We start from the raw sequence: 19,765 nt of genomic DNA, 5'->3' as shown, positions 1-19,765 counted from the left end.
CACCCTACGCAGAAGGGGCTTACCTCACGTCCCGTAGAACACTGTGAGCCAACCAAAAGTTGTGCTATCTTGTAGAAGATGTCCAGTTATCGGCGTGCATTCATTCCTGGGGGATGTTGGTTCTTCACGGTGAACCTGCTTGACCGGCGAAAGGCTCTGCTGACCGACCAGATCGAAATCTTGCGAGAGGCCGTCGCCGCAACGCGCCAGAACCATCCGTTCGTCATCGACGCGTTCGTTGTCCTGCCGGATCATCTGCACGCCATCTGGAAGCTGCCGCAGGATGACTCCGATTTCTCGGTGCGCTGGCGGTTGATCAAGACCCGCTTTGCGAAAGCGCTCCCGGCGACCGAACGATTGAGTGCCGTCCGTGCCACACGGAATGAACGCGGTATCTGGCAACGCCGATTTTGGGAGCATCTGATCCGTGACGAGGCCGACTACGCGCGCCATGTCGAGTATTGCTATTACAACCCCGTCAAGCACGGGCACGTCTCGAAAGTGAGCGACTGGCCGTACTCGTCGTTTCACCGAGATGTCCGCGCGGGATTGTTTCCCGAAGATTGGGGCGGAGATGTCAAGATCGCAGGCGCGTTTGGCGAACGGGCGTGAATGTCACGATAACTTGTAGGGTGGATTAGCGAAGCGTAATCCACCTCTTTGCTTTCCGTTTGGCTGCGAGAAGAGGTGGATTACGCCTTCGGCTAATCCACCCTACGCGCCGCGTTTGGGGCTGCGTCCCGGCGAACGTCTGCAGCTGACCTGTAGGGTGGATCAGCGAAGCGTAATCCACCTCTTTGCTTTCCGTTTGGTGAGAGAAGTGGTGGATTACGCCTTCGGCTAATCCACCCTACGCATCGAGATTGTCGCTACGTCCCGCAGAACGTCTGCAGCACCCGCTGATCCGGCAACGGCGGATCGGCGTACGCGGCATACTCCGGCTGGTCCTCGTAGGGCTTGGCCAGCACCTTCACCAGTTCCTCGAACGGTGCATAGTCGTCGTTGTTGACGGCAGCCTGGATCACGGCCTCGACGCGGTGGTTGCGCGGGATGAAAATCGGGTTGACGGCGTGCATCGCGGCTTGCCGCTCCGCCGCGGTCTGCGGCTCCAGCGCGATGCGGGCGCGCCAGCGGCCGGCCCATTCGTCGAAGGCTGCGGGCTCCATGAACTGCGCGCGCACGTCGGTGCCGTCGTCGCCTGCAGCATCGCCGAGCTTGCGGAAGGTGAGGGTGAAGTCGGCCTGGTTCTTGGCCATGACGTCGAGCAGGTCCTGGATCAGCGCCTCGTCGCCGTCGCGCTCCGTGAACAGGCCGACCTTCCGGCGCAGGCCGGCCTGATAGGCCGCGCTGAACTGATCGGAGAACGCGCCGAGAATGTCCTGTGCTTCCGCGACCGCCTTGTCCTGGTCGTCGGAGAACAGCGGCAGCAGGCATTCGGCGAGGCGCGTCAGATTCCACAGGCCGATGCGCGGCTGATTGGCGTAGGCGTAGCGGCCCATCTCGTCGATCGACGAGAATACTTGCGCCGGGTTGTAGGCGTCCATGAAGGCGCAGGGGCCGTAATCGATGGTCTCCCCGGAGATGGAAGAGTTGTCGGTGTTCATCACGCCGTGGATGAAGCCGACCAGCAGCCAGCGTGCAATGAGCTCAGCCTGGCGTGCGACGACGCCAGCGAGCAGGGCGTGATAGGGCCGCTCGGCGTGACGCAGGTCAGGATAGTGCCTGGCGATGACGTGATCGGCGAGCTGGCGGATCGCATCAGTGTCGCGGCGGACGGCGAAGAACTGGAAGGTGCCGACGCGGATATGGCTGGAGGCGACGCGGGTCAGCACCGCGCCGGGCAGCGCGGTCTCGCGGATGACGTGCTCGCCGGTGACGACGGCGGCGAGCGAGCGCGTGGTCGGAATGCCCAGCGCATACATGGCTTCGCTGACGACGTACTCACGCAGCACCGGGCCCAGCGCGGCGCGGCCGTCGCCGCGGCGGGAGAACGGGGTGGGGCCAGAGCCCTTGAGCTGGATGTCGCGGCGGACGCCGTCCCGGTCGATGACTTCGCCGAGCAGGATGGCGCGGCCGTCGCCGAGCTGTGGCACGAAATGCCCGAATTGGTGTCCGGCATAGGCCATGGCGATGGGATCGGCGCCGGCGGGAACCGTTTTCCCGGCCAGGATCTCGGCTCCCTCGGGGGTCTCCAGCACATCAGGATCGAGCCCGAGCTGGACCGCCAGCGGCCGGTTCAGCTTGATCAGCCGGGGCGCGGATACCGGGGTCGGCGCGACGCGGGCAAAGAAGCTGTCCGGCAGCGCCGAATAGGAGTTCTGGAAGGGGAAATGGACCGTCATGGGCTCAAGATAGGGCTGGAACGCCTGATGGCAAAGGCTTGAGCCCAAATGGCCCAAAAAGGGTCCTTCGGAGCCCAAAACAGGCCGTTCCTTTGGTTGCTGCTTTGGGCCTCGTCGGGTAAACCCTGCCGCAACTTCGGACCGGTCGTTTCAGGCGGTCCGATTCGTATCCTCCGACATTGATTTTGGGACGACCATGCATCGCTACCGGTCACATACATGCGGCGCGCTCCGCGAGAGCAACATCGGCGAGACCATCCGGCTCTCGGGCTGGGTCCATCGCGTGCGCGACCATGGCGGCGTGCTGTTCATCGATTTGCGCGACCATTACGGCCTGACCCAGTGCGTGGTCGACCCGGACTCGCCGGCGTTCTCGCTGGCCGAAAAGCTGCGCTCGGAATTCGTGGTCAAGATGGACGGCAAGGTCCGCCGCCGCCCCGAAGGCACCGACAATGACGATCTGCCGACCGGCAAGGTCGAGGTTTATGTCAGCGAGATCGAGGTGCTGGGCCCGGCCGGCGACCTGCCGCTGCCTGTGTTCGGTGACCAGGAATATCCTGAGGATATCCGCCTGAAGTACCGCTTCCTCGATCTGCGCCGCGAGAAGCTGCATCAGAACATCATGACGCGCGTCGAGATCATCAAGTCGATGCGCCGGCGCATGGAGGGGCAGGGCTTCTTCGAGTTCAACACGCCGATCCTGACCGCGTCTTCGCCGGAAGGCGCGCGCGACTTCCTGGTGCCCTCGCGCATCCATCCGGGCAAGTTCTATGCGCTGCCGCAGGCGCCGCAGCAGTACAAGCAGCTGCTGATGATGTCGGGCTTCGACCGCTACTTCCAGATCGCGCCCTGCTTCCGCGACGAAGACCCGCGCGCCGATCGTCTGCCGGGCGAGTTCTACCAGCTCGACGTCGAGATGAGCTTTGTCACGCAGGAAGACGTGTTCGCGGCGATGGAGCCTGTCATCACGGGCGTGTTCGAGGAGTTCGCCAAGGGCAAGCCGGTGACGAAGAACTGGCGCCGCATTCCGTTCGCCGAGGCGTTGCGCAAATACGGCAGCGACAAGCCTGACCTGCGCAACCCGATCGAGATGCAGGACGTCTCCGAGCATTTCCGAGGGTCAGGCTTCAAGGTGTTCGCGCGCATGCTCGAGGACCCCAAGAACCAGGTCTGGGCGATTCCCGCGACCGGCGGCGGCAGCCGCGCCTTCTGCGACCGCATGAACTCGTGGGCGCAGGGCGAGGGCCAGCCCGGACTCGGCTACATCATGTGGCGCGAGGGCGGCGAGGGCGCGGGTCCCCTTGCGAACAACATCGGGCCGGAGCGCACCGCCGCGATCCGCGCGCAGCTCGGCACCAAGGAAGGCGATGCGGCCTTCTTCGTCGCCGGTGACCCTGATAAGTTCTGGAAGTTCTCTGGGCTCGCCCGCAACAAGGTCGGCGAGGAATTGAATCTCACCGACAAGGAGCGATTCGAGCTCGCCTGGATCGTCGACTTCCCGATGTACGAGTACAACGAGGACGACAAGAAGGTCGACTTCTCGCACAACCCGTTCTCGATGCCGCAGGGCGGACTCGAGGCGCTGAAGAGCCAGGATCCGCTGACCATCAAGGCGTTCCAGTACGACATCACCTGCAACGGCTACGAGATCGCCTCGGGCGGCATCCGCAACCACGTGCCGGAAGCCATGGTGAAGGCGTTCGAGATCGCAGGTTACGGCGAGCAGGAAGTGGTCGAGCGTTTCGGCGGCATGTACCGCGCCTTCCAGTACGGCGCGCCGCCGCACGGCGGCATGGCCGCGGGCGTCGACCGCATCGTCATGCTGCTCTGTGGCACCACGAATTTGCGCGAGATCTCGCTGTTCCCGATGAACCAGCAGGCGATGGACCTGCTGATGGGCGCGCCGTCGGAAGCCACGGCCAAGCAGCTCCGCGAGCTGCACATCCGGGTGAACCTGCCGCAGAAGTGAGACTGTTGCGTTTCCTCCGCGTTCGCCAAGGCGGATGCAGAGGAAAGCTGCCTCCAAACCGTCATTGCGAGCGGAGCGAAGCCATCCAGAATCTTTCTGCGGAGGAAGTCTGGATTGCTTCGCTCCGCTCGCAATGACGGGGAGAGAGTTGTGTCTCTCCTACAGCCCCGTCGACGCCTCCATCCTGAACTGCGCCAGCGCGACGATCGGCTCGTTGTTTAGGACGTCCATGAGCTGAAGCACCGGCACCTTGCCAAGCGGTGTCAGCTTGATTGTGAGCGTTTGTCCCGAGGTCTCGACGAAGCTCGCGATCGCGTCCACCGCGGGCTTGGCATCGATATTGGAGGCCGCGACTTTCTCGCCCTGCGCCCGGATCATTTCAACGATGGCGCTGCGCGCGGCGTCGCGACTGACGTTCTGCATCCGGGCGAACTGCGCCACCACCAGATCGACGACGCCGCTGTCATGGAGGGAGAGCTCGATCGTGCCGGTCTCGATCTGCATTGCCTGTCCCGTCACCTGCGACGGATCGAGCGAGAACATGTCGCGGGACACGTTGGCGAGTGCAAGACGCGCCTGCGCTCTGGCGATGCCTCCAATGTCGAGGGTCGCCGGCGCGAGCACGAGGCTGTTGGATTGCTGGGTCCAGGCGGCGCCTAGTTCGAGGTCGATCGCGAGCTTGTCGATGCCGGCGGCGAGCAACGGAAGCTGCTTCGGATCGGATGCATCGGTTGGCGTGACGAATTTCGCAACCACATGCGCTTTGCTCGGAATCGAGCCGATCAGCTGCCCCCAGTCCAGGCTCACGGTGTCGACCGTGACCAGCTTCTTGGTGTTCTTGAAGGGCGCAACGACGCCCTTCAGCTCCGCGCCTGCGAGCACGCCGAACAGCCCGAGCATCTGATCTGGCGAGGGGGCCCGCCCGGGAGTCGCGATGCTTGCCGTCCAGCGAAGCAGGCTGGGGAGGCTGAATGATTTGAGCGCGAAGCGATCCATCTTGAATTGTCCCGCGGCGGCGGGAGCATCGAGACCTTCCACCGCGAACTCGCCCTCTGCATATTTGATCGCATCGAGCTTCGCAGTGCCCTGCGGCGTTGTGGCCGACAGATTGCTGATCTCGGCCTTGCCGACACGCAGGCCCTCGTAAACACCAGCGATCTTCTCCATCAGCTCGCGGCTCTGCGCCGGCGTCGGAGGCGCCGAGCTATCCTTCGGCAGCAGGGCGAGCAGCTCGCCGGGGCGGAATTTCGACGGCTGATAGCCGATGTCTTCGACGATGATCCGTCCGACCTGGGCGCGCACACCTTGGGTCGATGTCAGCGCATAGCTTCCGGTGGTGACTTGGCGATAGACGCGGCGGTAGGTCTCGTCATTGGCCTTGGCGGGATCCAGAGCGGCAATCACCGCATTCGCATCGAAGCCGTCGATGATCATGTCGGAGAGTTCGCCGGTCAGCTTGTCGGGCCGCGACGGTTGCCGCGTGGTGATGGCGAATACGGCGTGGTCCAACTTGGCCGTGTCGATCTTGCCGCGGTTGATGTTGCGGATCACCAGTCCGGAATAGGTGATATCGACGTCCCCGGTGACACCTGTGCCGGTATTCATCGCGACGCTCAAGCTCGGAACGGTGACCGAGGCGGCGGTGACGTCCGCAAATTGCTCAAGCGTGAAGCGATAGGCGTCAAGAACCGACTCGGACGCGGGCGCACCGTGCACGCGCGTGGGACCGGAGTAATTGGTCAACGTGGCTTGCGGGATCTTGTAGCTGCCTTTCAGGCCGGCAGCTCCCGCTTCGCCTGAGATCGCCAGCTCCACGCCGGCGATCTCGATCGTGCCGGCCGAGACATGCGCATCGTCGGTCTGGCCGACACCTGCCGCCTTGATACGGGCGGCCTTGAAGCCGGCAATGGGCGAGCGCCCCGGCTCGACATTGATGTCCTCGATCGTCAGCGTCCGGCTCGGCAGGTCGAAGCCGATCCTGCCGTGGCTCGCCTTGCCGCCACCGCTGCGGATCTGCTCGAAGGCCGCCTCGATCTCGGTGGTGACGCGGTGCTGGACGTAGAGGTTGAAGCCGAACCATCCGCCCGCGACGAGCACGGCTGCTACGATCAGGCCGATCAGGATCCGCTTCATTCCCAGCTCCAGTTGCTCATTGTGCGCTGCGCAACCTGCCATATTCGGGAAATGTCGCAAGGTCCAGGGAAAGCTAGCGCTGTCAGATATTTGACTGATGGCCCTGTTGATGGGACCGCAATCGGATGTTGCCACCGGGCCTTCGGCCGTGCTTCATCCGGGTTTCCACGACCCGGAAATAGCGTCCGCTTGGACGATCGCTCCGGATGATGCATTTTGAGGCCGGTAACGCGAGGCAAGAGACCGCATGTCGTCCTATTCCGATGATCTCCACCAGGCGGCGCTGGCCTATCACCGACTGCCGCGCCCCGGAAAGCTCGAGATCCAGGCGAGCAAGCCGCTCGCCAACCAGCGCGACCTCGCGCTTGCCTATTCTCCGGGCGTTGCCGCCGCCTGTACCGAGATCGCCAAGAACCCGGCGGAAGCCGCGACCCTGACCACCCGCGCCAATCTGGTCGCGGTGGTCTCGAACGGCACGGCCGTGCTCGGCCTCGGCAATATCGGCCCGCTGGCCTCCAAGCCGGTGATGGAGGGCAAGGCGGTCCTGTTCAAGAAATTCGCCGGAATCGACGTGTTCGACATCGAGATCGCCGCCGACACCATCGACCGCGTGGTCGAGACGGTGGCCGCGCTCGAACCGACCTTCGGCGGCATCAATCTGGAAGACATCCGTGGTCCCGAATGCTTCGAGATCGAGGCGCGGCTGAAGGAGCGCATGAAGATCCCGGTCTTCCATGACGACCAGCACGGCACCGCCATCATCGTTGCCGCCGCCATCACCAACGGTCTGAGGCTGAACGGCAAGAAGCTGTCGGAGGTCAAGATCGTCGCGTCGGGGGCAGGGGCGGCGGCGATCGCGACGCTCAACCTGCTGGTGTCGATGGGCGCGCAGCGCAAGAACATCTGGGTCTGCGACATCGACGGCCTCGTCCATGAGGGCCGCAACACCTCGATGGACCGCTGGAAGGCGGTCTACGCGCAGAAGACCGACAAGCGCACGCTGGGCGACGTCATCGGCGGCGCCGACATCTTCATCGGCCTGTCGGCACCGGGCGTACTCAAGCCCGAGATGGCCAAGGCCATGGGCGAGAAGCCCCTGATCATGGCGCTGGCCAATCCGACGCCCGAGATCATGCCGGAAGAGGCGCGAAAAGTGCGTCCCGACGCCATGATCTGCACCGGTCGCTCCGACTATCCGAACCAGGTCAACAACGTCCTCTGCTTCCCCTTCATCTTCCGCGGCGCGCTCGATGTCGGCGCCAGCGCGATCAACGAAGAGATGAAGCACGCCGCGGTCGAGGCCATCGCGCAACTCGCCCGCGAGGCGCCGTCGGATGCCGTCTCCCAGGGCAGCCTCGATACCGGCGAGGCTGGCGGCTTCGGTCCGGGCTCGCTGATCCCCAGCCCCTTCGACCCACGACTGATCCTGCGTATTGCGCCGGCGGTGGCGAAGGCGGCGATGGAATCCGGCGTCGCGACGCGCCCCATCACCAATTTCGACGAATATCGCGCGCTGCTCGAGCGCTTCGCCTTCCGCTCCGGCCTCGTCATGAAGCCGATGTTCGCCAAGGCCAAGACTCAACCGGTGCGCGTGATCTACGCCGAAGGCGAGGACGAGCGCGTGCTGCGCGCCACGCAAGTGGTGCTGGAGGAGAAGCTGGCGACGCCGATCCTGGTCGGCCGCCCCTCCGTGGTCGAGGCGCGCATCAAGCGCTTCGGCCTGTCGATCAAGGCGGGCAAGGATTTCGATCTCGTCAACCCTGAGGACGATCCGCGCTATCGCTCTTACGTGCAGTCCTATGTCGAGGTCGCCGGCCGTCGCGGCGTGACGCCGGATGCTGCGCGCACGGTGGTGCGTACCAACAACACCGTGATCGCCGCGCTCGCGGTGACGCGCGGGGAGGCCGATGCGATGCTTTGCGGCGTCGAGGGCCGCTACATGAGCCATCTGCGCCATGTCCGCGAGATCGTCGGCTTCTCGCCCGGCGTCAGCGACTACGCGGCATTGGCGTTGCTGATCACCAGCAAGGGCGCGTTCTTCATCGCCGACACGCAAGTGCGGCCCAATCCGAGTGCGGAAGAGCTTGCCGAGATCGCCTCGCTTGCCGCGGTCCACGTCCAGCGCTTCAACATCAAGCCGAAGATCGCCTTCGTCTCGCACTCCGATTTCGGCAGCTACGACACCGACTCCTCGCGCAAGATGCGCCGGGCGACCCAGCTCTTGAAGGAGAAGCACCCGGAGATCGAGGCCGACGGCGAAATGCAGGGCGACACCGCGTTGTCCGCCGCGGCGCGCCGCATGGTGCTGCCGCACTCCAAGCTGGAGGGCGAGGCCAACATCATGATCATGCCGAGCTTAGATACCGCCAACGTCGCCTACCAGATGATCAAGTCGCTGGCGGACGCGCTGCCCGTCGGCCCGATCCTGATCGGCCCGGCGCGGACAGCCCACATCCTGACGCCCTCGGTCACCGCGCGCGGTATCCTCAACATGACGGCAGTTGCCGTGGTGGAAGCGCAGGAGCGTGCAGCGCGGCAGCAGCCGACGCTGTTTACTTAGCGGTCGTGCTCCACGAACTCGTCATGCCCGGGTTTGTCCCGGGCATCCACGTTCTTTTTGCGGCAAAGGCAAGTCGTGGATGGCCGGGTCAAGCCCGGCCATGACGCCGAGAGGGTGGTGGTCGAATTCGTCCCCGTCGGTTCAATTCCGCTATGGAGCGCCAACGCGCTCCGCACACCACACTTGAATAACTTTCCGTTTTCCATTTCCCCGTTTGTAAACCGCAATCGGACTCTTCATAATCTCTCAGCGCATTCCGTGCTTTGCGTTTTGCCAAGAGGCCGACCATGCCAGCGTTCGTGACTTTCGGGCGAATCCTGTTCGCCGTGCTGTTCATCTACACGGGCGCCACCAAGTTCTTCCCCCTCCAGGCGACTGCCGACTTCATCGCCGGCAAGATCGTGGTGCCCGATGTGATCGCGCCTTATGCCAAGCAGGTGGAGACCGCGACTGCGATGACCACTCCGCAGCTGCTCGCGATCGCGCTCGGAGGGCTCCAGATTCTGGCGGGATTGATGATCGCGCTGAACTTCGGTGCGCGCTTCTTCGCGATGCTGATGGTGATCTACATCGCTGTGTCGACCGTCCTGTTCTCCGATTTCTGGAATCAGAGCGCGCCTGAGAACGCCGCGGTGGTGATCGACGCGCTGAAGAATCTTTCGATCATAGGCGCGCTGTTCATGATCATGGGCTACGGCCGCGCCACGCGCTCGGTCGAGACCGCCTACGGCGACGTCTAAAGCGCTAGCCCCGCCGCCACGGCGTTACGGTGACGTCATGCGCGGCGTCGAGCATATAGGGTGTCCCCGCAGTCAGCCCGTGTGACGTCAGCACGTCGTGCGGCGTTCGCCGGGGCACGTCGACGAAGCAGCCTTCGCCGCCGGGCAGCCGCACATGCGGGGCTTCCGACAGCCAGAAGGTGTCGTAACGGTCCATGAACATGTCGAACACGACCGGGCCGCCAATGATCGCGACCCGCCCCGAGGTAACATCGGCAAATGCGCAGGCCTCCGCGAAGCTCGCATGCTCCGGATTCCACAGCGTCGCGTTCGGCATCTCGGGATCGACGGTAAGGGCCTTGATCTTGCGGGTCAGGATCAGCCGCTTGCGCTTGGGCGAGTTCGGCTGCCCCTCGTGCGAGTTGCGGCCGTGCACGATCAGCGCAGCACCATCGAGCGCCTGCTCGAAGAACAGCTTGTCGCCTTTGAACTTCAGGCTGTCGGGCATGACATGGCTGGCGTCGGCAAGCATGCCGTCCGCCGAGACGATGACGTAGCCTTCGAAATGGAACGACAAATGACGACTATTCGGAAACGGTCGTCACCACGGAATTGACCGGGCGCGTGCTGACTGTCGGCAGCTTGACGTCCTTCATCAGCTGCTGGTCGTATTCGGGCAGCGAGGCCACCGGCGCCTTGGCGCGCATCGCCACCACCTTGTAGCCGCCGGCCTTGAGGCGGTTCAGCAGCTCGGGCAGGGCTTCCGCCGTGTGCTTCTGGAAGTCGTGCATCAGGATGATGCCCTTGCCCTTGGTCTCGAGCCTCTTCATCACGGTCTCGATCACTTTCTCGGGCTTCGAGGCCTTGAAGTCGAAGGAGTCGATGTCGCAGGAGAAGATCGCAACGTTGCGGTTGCCGAGATAGGTGACCATCTCCGGCGGATGCTGCAGCGCCGGGAAGCGGAAGAACGCGGCGGGCGAGATGCCGCCGAGCGCCCATTTCACGGCGCTGATGCCCTTCTCGATCTCTTCCTTGCGCTGCGCTTCGTTCAGCTTCTTGTCGTTGAGATTGGCGTGCGACCAGGTGTGGGTGCCGACGGTGTGGCCGGCGGCGTAGACCTGCTTCAGGATCTCCGGCTCGTAGGTGGCATGCTTGCCGATCGAGAAGAAGATGCCGGTGGTGCACTGGTCGGCGAGCGCCTTCAGCACGGCAGGCGTGTTGCGTGGCCAGGGACCGTCGTCGAAGGTCAGGACGACCTCCTTATCGCGCAGGAAGTCGAGCTCCTTGAAATGCTCGAAGCCGAAGCCGGGGCCACCCGTCGTGTCGATTTCCACAGTGCGGGCGACGCCCAGCGCGTTCGGATTGTTGCAGGCGGCGCGTGCCGGCTGCGGCGCCTGTTGCGGCGGGGGCGGGAAGGCTGCGCTCGGTTGCGCAGCAGCTGCCGCCGGGGCCGCGGCTGCTGGAGCTGCCGCCGCAGCCGGTGCTGCCGCGGGTTTTGCAGCCGGTGCTGCTGCGGGCGCGGCCTGGGTGGCGGCTGCGGGTTTTGCAGCCGGGGTCTGCGACCATGCCGCGCCTGTCAGCGCAACGGACATCGCGCTTGCCAAAATCAGTTTTGCCGCCACACGCATGGTGTTGTCCTCGAGATTGACCCCGTTGTTCCGCCGTGGCTTTTCGCCTCCGGCAAAACCTTCCTGCCCCTTATCACCTTAGCCTAGATGGTGCTCCATCGCCATTGCAACGGCTGTTTGGCCCTCCGCCGCAATTGTGCCCAACCGCGTTGCGACCGGCCCGTCAACTGTCGGCCAATGTCCGGGCTATCGCGGTTTTGACGCGCGTGTCGGCAGGCTCCACGGCTGAAGGAAACACCTCGGCGATATAGCCGTCGCGGCCGATCAAGTATTTGTGGAAGTTCCACTTCGGAACCTCCCTTGGCCGCGCCTCGGCCGCCCATTTGTAGAAGGGATGGGCCTTCGCCCCTGACACGACCGCCTTGGCCGCAATCGGGAAGGTAACGCCGTATTGGTGGTGCGCGGTCTCCGAGATCTCGCTGATGCCTCCGGGCTCCTGGCCGCCGAAATCATTGGAGGGCACGCCAATCACGGTGAGGCCGCGGTCGCGAAACTCGCTCCAGATCTCCTGCAGCCCGGCATATTGCGGCGTGTAACCGCACAGCGAGGCCGTGTTGACGACCAGCAGCGGTTTACCGGTGAAGGCGGAGAGGCGGATGTCGTCGCCGGACAAAGCGGGAAATGAGAAGGCGTAAGCGGAAATCCGGCTCATGCCGCCGTCGGCCCGCGCGCGCGTTGCCGATGCGGCTGCAGCGAGCAGCGCAGTGGTGAGCATGGTCCTGCGGCTCAACATGGCGGCGTCCCCCGGATGTGAAACGGGGCGGAGCTTACCCCGCTGATGCGACGGGCTCGCTCAACACCGCGTTATCTGACGCGGCTACGCTGCTAGTACAGGCGGACGATGAAGTCGGTGCCTTCGCCGGTTTCGCCCTGGTTGATGCCCTGGTCGGACACGATGACCGAGGCGCCGGTGGTGAGCATCTCGTTGATCTTCGCCATGGCCTCGGCAGGGATCGTGATGCGATCCAGGGCCTCGGCCGGGCTGTCGGGCGTCACCACAGGCCTGGCGGCAACAGGGATCACGGCAGCGCCACGCTGCCGGCGCGACAAATGACCGTCGTCCTCGCGCGCGGCGGCGCGGACGGTGACAGGCAGCGATACCACCGACCAATGCAGCGCATTCGAATCGGTCTTGTCGACCTCGGCCGTGAAGACGTGTGTGCCGAGCGGCCGGTCGCTGGCCGCGATCGTGACGGGCACATCGAACATCGGCGCGAAGTTCTGCCGCACGTAGAGCTTGGAATCCTTGCGGCTGATGAACACCGCAATCTGACCGGTCCGCTTCGGCAGGTCCGGCTTCACGGACGGCGCGGGATCGGCGATGCGGGTCTGATCCTTCTTCGCATCCGGCGAAGCAGCTTGCGCGGGCGCAACCGTTGTCGCAGCCGCGTCGGGCTTGTTCTCGGTCGCCGCCGTGTCAGCCTTGGCGGGCTCGGACTTGGCGGGCTCGGACTTGGCCGGCTCGGACTTGGTGGGGTCGACCTTGTCTGCCGGCTTCTCGTCTGGCGTCGTCTTGGCCGCGTCAGCAGCGTCAGTCGGCTTTGTTTCGGTGCTCGCCGCGTCAACGGGCTTGGCAGCGTCGTCCGTCTTCGCCGCTTCGTCGCGAACCGGCGCGTTGCCCGTGGTCACATCCGACATCACGGTATGGCCCACCGTGGAGCGCAGCTCGAGCACGCCTTCTGCGCTGGCTGTCTTCCTCTCCAAAGATTTGGTCTCAACGGGCTTTGCGTCCGTGACCTTGGTGTCAGGCGCGCCCTTGTCCGCCTTGTCGCCGACGCTCGTCGGCGGCTCGAGGCTTGCTGCGGGCTGCGGCGGGACGCGCAGGGAAGCGAGCATCGGATGCGAGAAGCTTTGCGGCGTCATCTGGCCCGGCGTGACGATCACGCGCGCGCCCATCTTGGTCCAGTTCCACATCTTGACCGCGAACGCCATCGGCATGCGGATGCAGCCGTGCGAGGCCGGATAGCCCGGCAATACGCCGGCATGCATGGCGACGCCGGACCAGGTGATCCGCTGCATGTACGGCATCGGCGCGCCGCTATAGATGTTGGAGTGGTGGAATTTGTGCTTCTGGATGACGCTGAACACACCCATCGGCGTCGAATGGCCCTTCATGCCTGTCGACACCGGCGACTCCGCGAAGACGCCCTTGGAGTCGTAGATCGTCACCTTCTGCCGCTCGATCGAGACGACGATGACGAGCGGGCCTTGCGGCTTCGCGCCGGTCTCTTTCTCGCCGACGGTCTCTTTCTTGGTCTTTGCGGCTGCCGAGCCGCGCTTCTGCGGCTTCAGTCGCGGCTCCGCCGGATAGCGCTGTTGCGGGGCGTAGTACGCGCCCGAATAGTCCGGATAATAATAGAATGCTGCTTCCGCCTGGCTGGTCGTTCCGATCGCACCCGCCGCCGCCAAAATCGCGGCCTGCCACAGCCGTGCCGGCGCGGCGGAGAAGGGGGACCCGTTCACGCTATTCATTCCTCGAATCCACAATCCAAATCAGACGTTAGTGTCGCAGAGGGGATACGCGTTCACCAGCACGGTGGTTCTGCGATCCGCTACATTTGTTCAAGACGTAACAAAAAAGCCTCACGGAGCGGTAAACGGCGGCCGCGCCCGGCCTGCTGTCACCTTCCTGTCGGGACCTCCCATACCTACATTGCCAGGACTTGTTACCGGAGAACTTCATGTCATCCCGTTTCCCCGGTCTTTCCGGCATCCGCTTGAAAGGCCTTGCTTTAGTGCTCCTGGCTCTGGCCGTTCCTCTGGCTTGCGCATCGGCCGCCGACGAGCCTGATCTGATCTTCCGCCGGTCCACGGTGTTCAAATGGATGAGCCCGAATGACAAGCTCGCGACCTATGGTCTCGACGACCCCGAGGTCGAGGGCGTGGCCTGTCATTTCACGGTACCGGAGAAGGGTGGCTTCAAGGGCTGGCTGGGACTTGCCGAGGAGGTCTCGGACATCTCACTTGCCTGCCGCCAGGTCGGCCCGATCAAGTTCAAGGAGAAGATGGAACAGGGCGACGACATGTTCCGCAGGCGCCGGTCGCTGTTCTTCAAGAAGATGCAGATCGTGCGCGGCTGCGACGCCAAGCGCAATGTGCTGGTCTACATGGTCTATTCGGACAAGCTGATCGAGGGATCGCCGAAGAATTCGACCTCGACCGTTCCGATCATGCCGTGGGGACCGGCTGACGCGAACGTCCAGAAGTGCGGCGACTTCTTTACTCAGTGACGCGCTTGCGTTCACTCAGTAGTGGGATCGCGCTTCATGCGCGGTTTCATCAGGTGCGAGCCGCTTAGCCGCACGAACGCCTGCGGCGCGGCCTCGTAGCCGCGTCCTGATTGCAGAGCCATCGCGCCGGGCAAACCGGTACGGTCGCCGATCTGCCGATCGGCGCGGTCCGTAGGCTGCGCCTCCTCGCGCACCGTTGCGCGATCTTGCGCCATCATGATGGCCATCCCTCAATATGTGCCCTGATAATGACGGGCCGTTCGGTTTCGAAGGCTTCGGTCGCGTCCGATCGATTCTCGGTTCATCGGGGGGCCGGCCCTCGTTCGCCGACCTCTTCAGCAGAAAACCGTAAAATGCATGTGAAGCGCAGACGTCGCCGATATGACCGCTTCGCCTCCAGTGACGCAGACGGTCGTTCTCATGCCGGTTGAAACCATCAATCGCCCCATCTGAAATGATTGATGTTTTCGGCAGATTGTTTCGTCGCGCCGTGAGCGACGAAACAATTCTCACCGGGAACGAAACCATTCTGGGCTTTGGGCGCATCACGGAAGAAACCGCTGATGGTTATCAGGGTGACAACGACGACGGCGGAACCGCCGGCCACGCAATTCGGAGATATCCCATGCGCGCGCTCAGCTTCATCCTTGCTTTCGGTTTCGTGCTCGCCGGTTCCTCGTTCGCGGGAGCACCGGACGGCAATCTGCCCGGCATCGGGACCTTCCAGTACAGCGGCTCGCCGATCTCAACCACGGCGCCGCAGCCGATCGTTGTGGCGGCGCGCTTCTGATCCCCCAACAAGAAAACCAGCCCGCAAAGGCGCCATCATGTATCTTCGTTTCTGCGCCGCGGCGTTCCTGTCCCTTCTGACCATCAGCTCCGTTCAGGCTCAGGTGCGCTCACCGAGCCGGTTGCCGGATCCGCGCAGCGAGTTCGTGAGGCAATGTGCGCCGCGCATGCTCGGGCGCTGGGAGCACCCGGAAGAGGTCTGCGGCTGCCTGCATGATCACGCGGCTGCCGTCGTCGAGGATCGCGACCTGCGCGAAGCGCTGCTGCGCGGCATCAGTGAGACCGGCGTTCCCACGATCGAGACCGATTGGGTGCCGGCCGCCAAGCAAGGCGAGATCGGCGCGACCTTCACCAAGATTGCCAAGCCGACCTTGCAGTGCATGTTCGACCCTGCGAAATCCTAAGGTCTCACCTCTACTTCGGACCGAACCGCGGCACGCAGGATGCCGTTCGCGCGACGCCCTTGTCCGTCATCTTCGAGCCACGTACTTCCTTGACCTGTCCGGCCGGGCAGGTTCCGTCATCCACCTGCACGCGCTGGCCGAGCTTGAGGTCGACGATATCCTGCTCACGCCCGACCGTGGTCGCATAGGCCGCCGAGGCGAGCGAGGAGGAGATCAGGAGCGCGAGGCAGGCTGCACGGCCGAGTGAGGCGACGGGTGACATGATGAGGGATCCCGGAATCGATTCTGCAATGTTAAGCAGCAGCCACCGATTCTGATACTGAACCTTTGTCAGGCCTGCCGGGCGTGATGGCCCTTCGGGCGCAATCTGGCGCGCGATTCTTTTGCAAGTCGTTCGGCGGCAGTGACGAGCTGTGGAACCGCATGCCCTGAAAATCCCAGCACGAACCCCGGCAGGGGCCGCGTCCGCGCATAGGTGTCGGCGAGCAGCCAGCCTTCCGCACCTGCCGCCTGCTTTGCTTCAGCAGCGACCACTGGGGCAACCGACGGATCGAACCGGGCCACGAGGTGCAGGCCCTGCGACGGCACCGGGACCGACAGCGCACCACCTGACGCGGCCTCGAGCGTTTCGGCCAGCGCGTCGCGCGCTTCACGGTAGAGCTTGCGTACCCGCTTCAGATTTGCGGTGAATGCGCCTGAGTTAAGCATGTCGGCGACCGCGCCTTCCATCAGCGTGGCAGGGAAGCGGTCGAGCGTAGCGCGCGCGGCCGTGACGTCGCCGATCAGGCGCTCGGGCAGGGCGCAATAGCCGATGCGCAGGCCCGGAAACAGCGTCTTGGCGAAGGTGCCCATGTAGATCACGCGCTGGAGGTGATCGATGCCGGCAAGCGACATCAGCGGCGCGCCGTCGTAGCGGAACTCGCTGTCGTAATCGTCCTCGAACACGAAGGCGCCGGCCTGCTTCGCCCAGTCCAGCAGCTCGAGCCGCCGCGGCATCGACATCTGCACGCCCAGCGGAAACTGGTGCGACGGCGTGACATAGGCTGCGCGCGCACCTGGTGCGGCGGAGCGGCCCCTCGCGACTTGCAGACCGTGGGCGTCAACGGGAACGGCGACGGTACGGTAACCGCATTGCGCGATGGTCTTGCGCGCCGTGGGATAGCCTGGATCCTCGCACCAGACTTGATCATTCGGTTTCAAGAGAGCGCCCAGCACGATACGCAGCGTGTGCAACGTGCCCGACGTCAGCATGATCTGGTCGGGGTCGCAGCGCAGGCCCCGCGCCGAGAGCAGATGATCGGCGATCGCAACGCGCAGCTCATTGCTGCCGCGCGGGTCGCCGTAGTGCAGATGCTCGCTGCCAAAGGCGCGCATCCGTCGGCCGACAAAGGCGCGAAAACGTTGCACCGCGCGCTCGTCAATATGGGTACAGCCGAGCGAGAGGGTGCCTTGTTTCGGCGCCTCGACGATCACCTTCGGCTTCTTCGATGCGGCGGCGCGGGCTGGGATGCGCGCGGCGACAAAGGTGCCGGAGCCAACGGTTGCTTCCGCAAACCCGTCGGCGATCAGGCGCTCGTAAGCCGTGACCACCGCATTGCGCCGAAAGCCGGTCTGCTTCGCCAGCGTGCGCGAGGGCGGCAGCGGCTCGCCCGACTTGACGAGGCCGCCGACGATCATCTCGCACAGCGCCTGGTACAGCCGGTGCGCCGAGGACGCGCCGGCTGTGATGTGCGGGCCGGTGAGATCGAGCGGCAGCTCGGCCTTCCCGGGAGAATTGGTCGGAATTTTTTGCATGGAATTGGCACTATCGCAGACCAAATGCGCGGCTACAACTGGTCTGGAACTGTTCCAGACCCGACAGGAGCGGCCGTGAGCCAGACCGAGAGCCCAAATTCCTATCCGACGTCGGCGCGCAACCAGGTGAAGCGCCGGCACGACCGCGGCTTCTACGATCACGCCACCGTCCACCGCATCCTGGATTCCTCGATGTTGTGCCACGTCTCCTATGTGATCGACGGTCAGCCCTATTGCACGCCGACCTTCTTCTGGCGCGAGGGGACCAAGCTGTACTGGCACGGCTCGAGCGCCAGCCGCATGCTGCGCAACCAAACCAAAGGCGAGCGCGTGTGCCTGACGGTGGCCCATCTCGACAGCCTCGTGTTGGCGCGTTGCGGCTTCAATCATTCCGCCGACTATCGCGCGGTGATGGCGTTCGGCACCGCCTATCTCGTCACCGATCCCGTCGAGAAGGAGCGCGCGGTGGTCGCGATGGTCGACCGCTTCTTCCCGGATCGCACCGCGGGCCTGCGGGCCAGCAACATCCAGGAGATCAAGGCGACCTCCTTTATCGCGATGGAGATCGAGGAAGCCTCGGCCAAGATCCGCGCCAAGGGTGTCGCCGACGACGAAGAGGACTACGAACTGCCTATTTATGCCGAGCGCATTCCGGTTCGCACCGTTCTCGGCGCGCCCGAGCCGTGCCCGCGGCTGCTCGATGGCGTCACGCGTCCTGCGACGCTGGATGGCTATTCCGAGGGCCGCCTGCTCGAAGATGCATTGCGGGATGCTTATTTTGTAGAGTACCCCAACGGCTGAAATCGGCTAGCTTGCGCGCTCCTTAGACCAATCGGATGCCGGGAGTTGCCTGATGGATGCCGAAACGCAGCAGAGGATTCTTGACGCCGTCGACGCCGGCTTCGAAGCCCAGCTTGCGACCACGCGCGATTTCGTCGCGATCCCTTCGACCCGCGGAGCGGAGGGGCCGTGCCAGGACATGATCGGCGACTTGCTGCGCGCACGCGGCTACGAGGTCGACGATTGGCACATCAATGTCGACGACTTGAAGGATCTGCGCGGCTTCGGGCCGATCGAGCATGATTTCTCCAGGGCGCGCACGGTGGTCGGTACGTATCGTTCGTCCACCGAGGCGGGCAAATCGCTGATCCTCCAGGGCCACTGCGACGTGGTGCCCGCGGGGCCGCTGGAACTGTGGGATACCCCGCCGTTCTCACCCGTCATCAAGGACGGCAAGATGTTCGGCCGCGGCGCCTGCGACATGAAGTCGGGCACCATCGGCGCACTCTATGCGCTGGATGCGATCAAGGCGGCCGGTCTGAAGCCGACGGCTCGGATCCACTTCCAGTCTGTCATCGAGGAGGAGAGCACCGGCGTCGGCGCACTCTCGACGCTGCAGCGGGGCTACCGGGCCGATGCCTGCTTCATTCCCGAGCCGACCGGCGGCAAGATGGTGCGCGCGCAGGTCGGCGTGATCTGGTTTCGCCTTCGCGTGAAGGGCCATCCCGTCCACGTCGCGCATGCCGGCTCGGGTGCCAACGCGATCATGGCGGCGTATCATCTGATCCAGGCGGTGCAGAAGCTCGAGATCGAATGGAACGAGCGTGCCAAGGCCGACCGCCACTTCAAGACGCTCAACCATCCCATCAATTTCAACCCCGGCATCATCAAGGGTGGCGACTGGGCTTCCAGCGTCCCGGCCTGGTGCGACGTCGATTGCCGCATTGCCGTGTTGCCGGGTTGGTCGATCGCCGACCACCAGAAGGAGATTCTGGCGTGCATCGCGGCGGCCTCGCGTAATCACCGCTTCCTCGCGAACAATCCGCCGGAGGTCGAATGGTCCGGCTTCCTGTCGGAAGGCTATGAGCTGACAAATTCGGCGGCGTCGGAAGCGGCCTTCAGCAAAGCCTTCAACAAGGTTTATGGCGGAGCGGTCGAGGACCTCGTCTTCACCGCGCTCACCGACACCCGCTTTTACGGCCTCAACCACGGCATCCCGAGCCTGTGCTTCGGCGCCAGCGGCGGCGAGATGCACGGCTTCAACGAATTCGTCGATCTGGAATCGCTGAAGAAGACGACCAAGGCGATGGCGCTGTTCATCGCCGAATGGTGCGGGGTGGAGAGGGCGTAGCGGCCTCTCCGCGTCATTGCGAGGAGCTCTTGCGACGAAGCAATCCAGAGTTGCTGCGGAAACAGA

18 protein-coding genes are annotated in these 19,765 nt (G+C 64.2%); 9 read left to right on the top strand and 9 right to left on the bottom strand.

What is annotated here, in order from left to right:
* Nucleotides 1–78: 78 nt before the first annotated feature.
* Nucleotides 79–612 carry an REP-associated tyrosine transposase gene (locus tag XH80_RS37660; RefSeq protein ID WP_271602987.1) on the top strand — a complete coding sequence of 178 codons (534 nt, stop codon included), beginning with the start codon at nt 79–81 and terminating at the stop codon, nt 610–612.
* 257 nt (nt 613–869) lie between these two features.
* Here the strand turns inward: XH80_RS37660 and XH80_RS37655 are convergent, their stop codons facing one another.
* The gene (locus XH80_RS37655; protein WP_271602986.1) at nt 870–2,342 is read right to left on the bottom strand and encodes a protein adenylyltransferase SelO; all 1,473 of its coding nucleotides are present in this window, start codon (nt 2,340–2,342) and stop codon (nt 870–872) included.
* Nucleotides 2,343–2,538: 196 nt separating this feature from the next.
* Here XH80_RS37655 and aspS point away from each other — a divergent pair, with 196 nt between their 5' ends.
* Nucleotides 2,539–4,311 carry an aspartate--tRNA ligase gene (aspS, locus tag XH80_RS37650; protein WP_057757812.1) on the top strand — a complete coding sequence of 591 codons (1,773 nt, stop codon included), beginning with the start codon at nt 2,539–2,541 and terminating at the stop codon, nt 4,309–4,311.
* Nucleotides 4,312–4,470: 159 nt separating this feature from the next.
* Here aspS and XH80_RS37645 read toward each other — a convergent pair whose 3' ends face one another.
* Nucleotides 4,471–6,444, bottom strand: coding sequence for a hypothetical protein (locus XH80_RS37645; RefSeq protein WP_271602985.1), 1,974 nt, complete (start codon nt 6,442–6,444; stop codon nt 4,471–4,473).
* A gap of 247 nt (nt 6,445–6,691) precedes the next feature.
* Between XH80_RS37645 and XH80_RS37640 the strand changes: the two genes are divergently transcribed.
* Together XH80_RS37640 and XH80_RS37635 are read left to right on the top strand one after the other, a co-directional pair.
* Nucleotides 6,692–9,004 carry an NADP-dependent malic enzyme gene (locus tag XH80_RS37640; RefSeq protein ID WP_057759009.1) on the top strand — a complete coding sequence of 771 codons (2,313 nt, stop codon included), beginning with the start codon at nt 6,692–6,694 and terminating at the stop codon, nt 9,002–9,004.
* Nucleotides 9,005–9,291: 287 nt separating this feature from the next.
* Nucleotides 9,292–9,744, top strand: a complete 453-nt coding sequence (locus tag XH80_RS37635; protein WP_057757810.1) for a DoxX family protein — start codon at nt 9,292–9,294, stop codon at nt 9,742–9,744.
* A 4-nt stretch (nt 9,745–9,748) separates the two neighbouring features.
* Here XH80_RS37635 and XH80_RS37630 read toward each other — a convergent pair whose 3' ends face one another.
* The 4 genes from XH80_RS37630 to XH80_RS37615 form a co-directional block, all read right to left on the bottom strand.
* Entirely contained in the window at nt 9,749–10,300 is a 552-nt protein-coding gene (locus XH80_RS37630; RefSeq protein ID WP_271602984.1) for a dihydrofolate reductase, read from the bottom strand.
* A 7-nt stretch (nt 10,301–10,307) separates the two neighbouring features.
* Nucleotides 10,308–11,351 carry a polysaccharide deacetylase family protein gene (locus tag XH80_RS37625; RefSeq protein WP_271602983.1) on the bottom strand — a complete coding sequence of 348 codons (1,044 nt, stop codon included), beginning with the start codon at nt 11,349–11,351 and terminating at the stop codon, nt 10,308–10,310.
* Between the two features lie 163 nt (nt 11,352–11,514).
* The gene (locus XH80_RS37620; protein ID WP_271602982.1) at nt 11,515–12,084 is read right to left on the bottom strand and encodes a glutathione peroxidase; all 570 of its coding nucleotides are present in this window, start codon (nt 12,082–12,084) and stop codon (nt 11,515–11,517) included.
* A gap of 92 nt (nt 12,085–12,176) precedes the next feature.
* Nucleotides 12,177–13,823, bottom strand: coding sequence for a L,D-transpeptidase family protein (locus tag XH80_RS37615; protein ID WP_271602981.1), 1,647 nt, complete (start codon nt 13,821–13,823; stop codon nt 12,177–12,179).
* A 209-nt stretch (nt 13,824–14,032) separates the two neighbouring features.
* Between XH80_RS37615 and XH80_RS37610 the strand changes: the two genes are divergently transcribed.
* Nucleotides 14,033–14,581: a CreA family protein gene (locus tag XH80_RS37610; RefSeq protein WP_057757796.1), complete on the top strand. Its 549-nt coding sequence runs from the start codon at nt 14,033–14,035 to the stop codon at nt 14,579–14,581.
* An 11-nt stretch (nt 14,582–14,592) separates the two neighbouring features.
* Here XH80_RS37610 and XH80_RS37605 read toward each other — a convergent pair whose 3' ends face one another.
* The gene (locus tag XH80_RS37605; RefSeq protein ID WP_271602980.1) at nt 14,593–14,799 is read right to left on the bottom strand and encodes a hypothetical protein; all 207 of its coding nucleotides are present in this window, start codon (nt 14,797–14,799) and stop codon (nt 14,593–14,595) included.
* 209 nt (nt 14,800–15,008) lie between these two features.
* On the opposite strand from XH80_RS37605, the gene XH80_RS37600 reads away from it, so the two are divergent.
* Nucleotides 15,009–15,371, top strand: coding sequence for a hypothetical protein (locus tag XH80_RS37600; RefSeq protein ID WP_271602979.1), 363 nt, complete (start codon nt 15,009–15,011; stop codon nt 15,369–15,371).
* 37 nt (nt 15,372–15,408) lie between these two features.
* Nucleotides 15,409–15,774, top strand: a complete 366-nt coding sequence (locus XH80_RS37595; protein ID WP_271602978.1) for a hypothetical protein — start codon at nt 15,409–15,411, stop codon at nt 15,772–15,774.
* A gap of 10 nt (nt 15,775–15,784) precedes the next feature.
* On the opposite strand, the gene XH80_RS37590 is transcribed toward XH80_RS37595, so the two are convergent.
* Together XH80_RS37590 and pdxR are read right to left on the bottom strand one after the other, a co-directional pair.
* Nucleotides 15,785–16,036 (bottom strand): DUF6719 family protein, encoded by a 252-nt coding sequence (locus XH80_RS37590; protein WP_271602977.1) that lies wholly within the window; start codon nt 16,034–16,036, stop codon nt 15,785–15,787.
* Between the two features lie 68 nt (nt 16,037–16,104).
* On the bottom strand, nt 16,105–17,568 hold the full coding sequence (pdxR, locus tag XH80_RS37585; RefSeq protein WP_271602976.1) for a MocR-like pyridoxine biosynthesis transcription factor PdxR: 1,464 nt from the start codon (nt 17,566–17,568) through the stop codon (nt 16,105–16,107).
* Between the two features lie 75 nt (nt 17,569–17,643).
* Here pdxR and XH80_RS37580 point away from each other — a divergent pair, with 75 nt between their 5' ends.
* A complete protein-coding gene (locus XH80_RS37580; protein WP_271602975.1) occupies nt 17,644–18,369 on the top strand; it encodes a pyridoxamine 5'-phosphate oxidase family protein in 726 nt (241 codons plus the stop codon).
* 52 nt (nt 18,370–18,421) lie between these two features.
* Complete coding sequence (locus tag XH80_RS37575) at nt 18,422–19,699, top strand: ArgE/DapE family deacylase (protein ID WP_271602974.1); 1,278 nt, start codon at nt 18,422–18,424, stop codon at nt 19,697–19,699.
* The last annotated feature ends 66 nt before the right edge of the window (nt 19,700–19,765 follow it).

Source organism: Bradyrhizobium sp. CCBAU 45384, assembly GCF_028128665.1.
GTDB classification, from domain to species: domain Bacteria; phylum Pseudomonadota; class Alphaproteobacteria; order Rhizobiales; family Xanthobacteraceae; genus Bradyrhizobium; species Bradyrhizobium manausense.
This window is presented reverse-complemented; position numbering and strand designations above follow the sequence as displayed.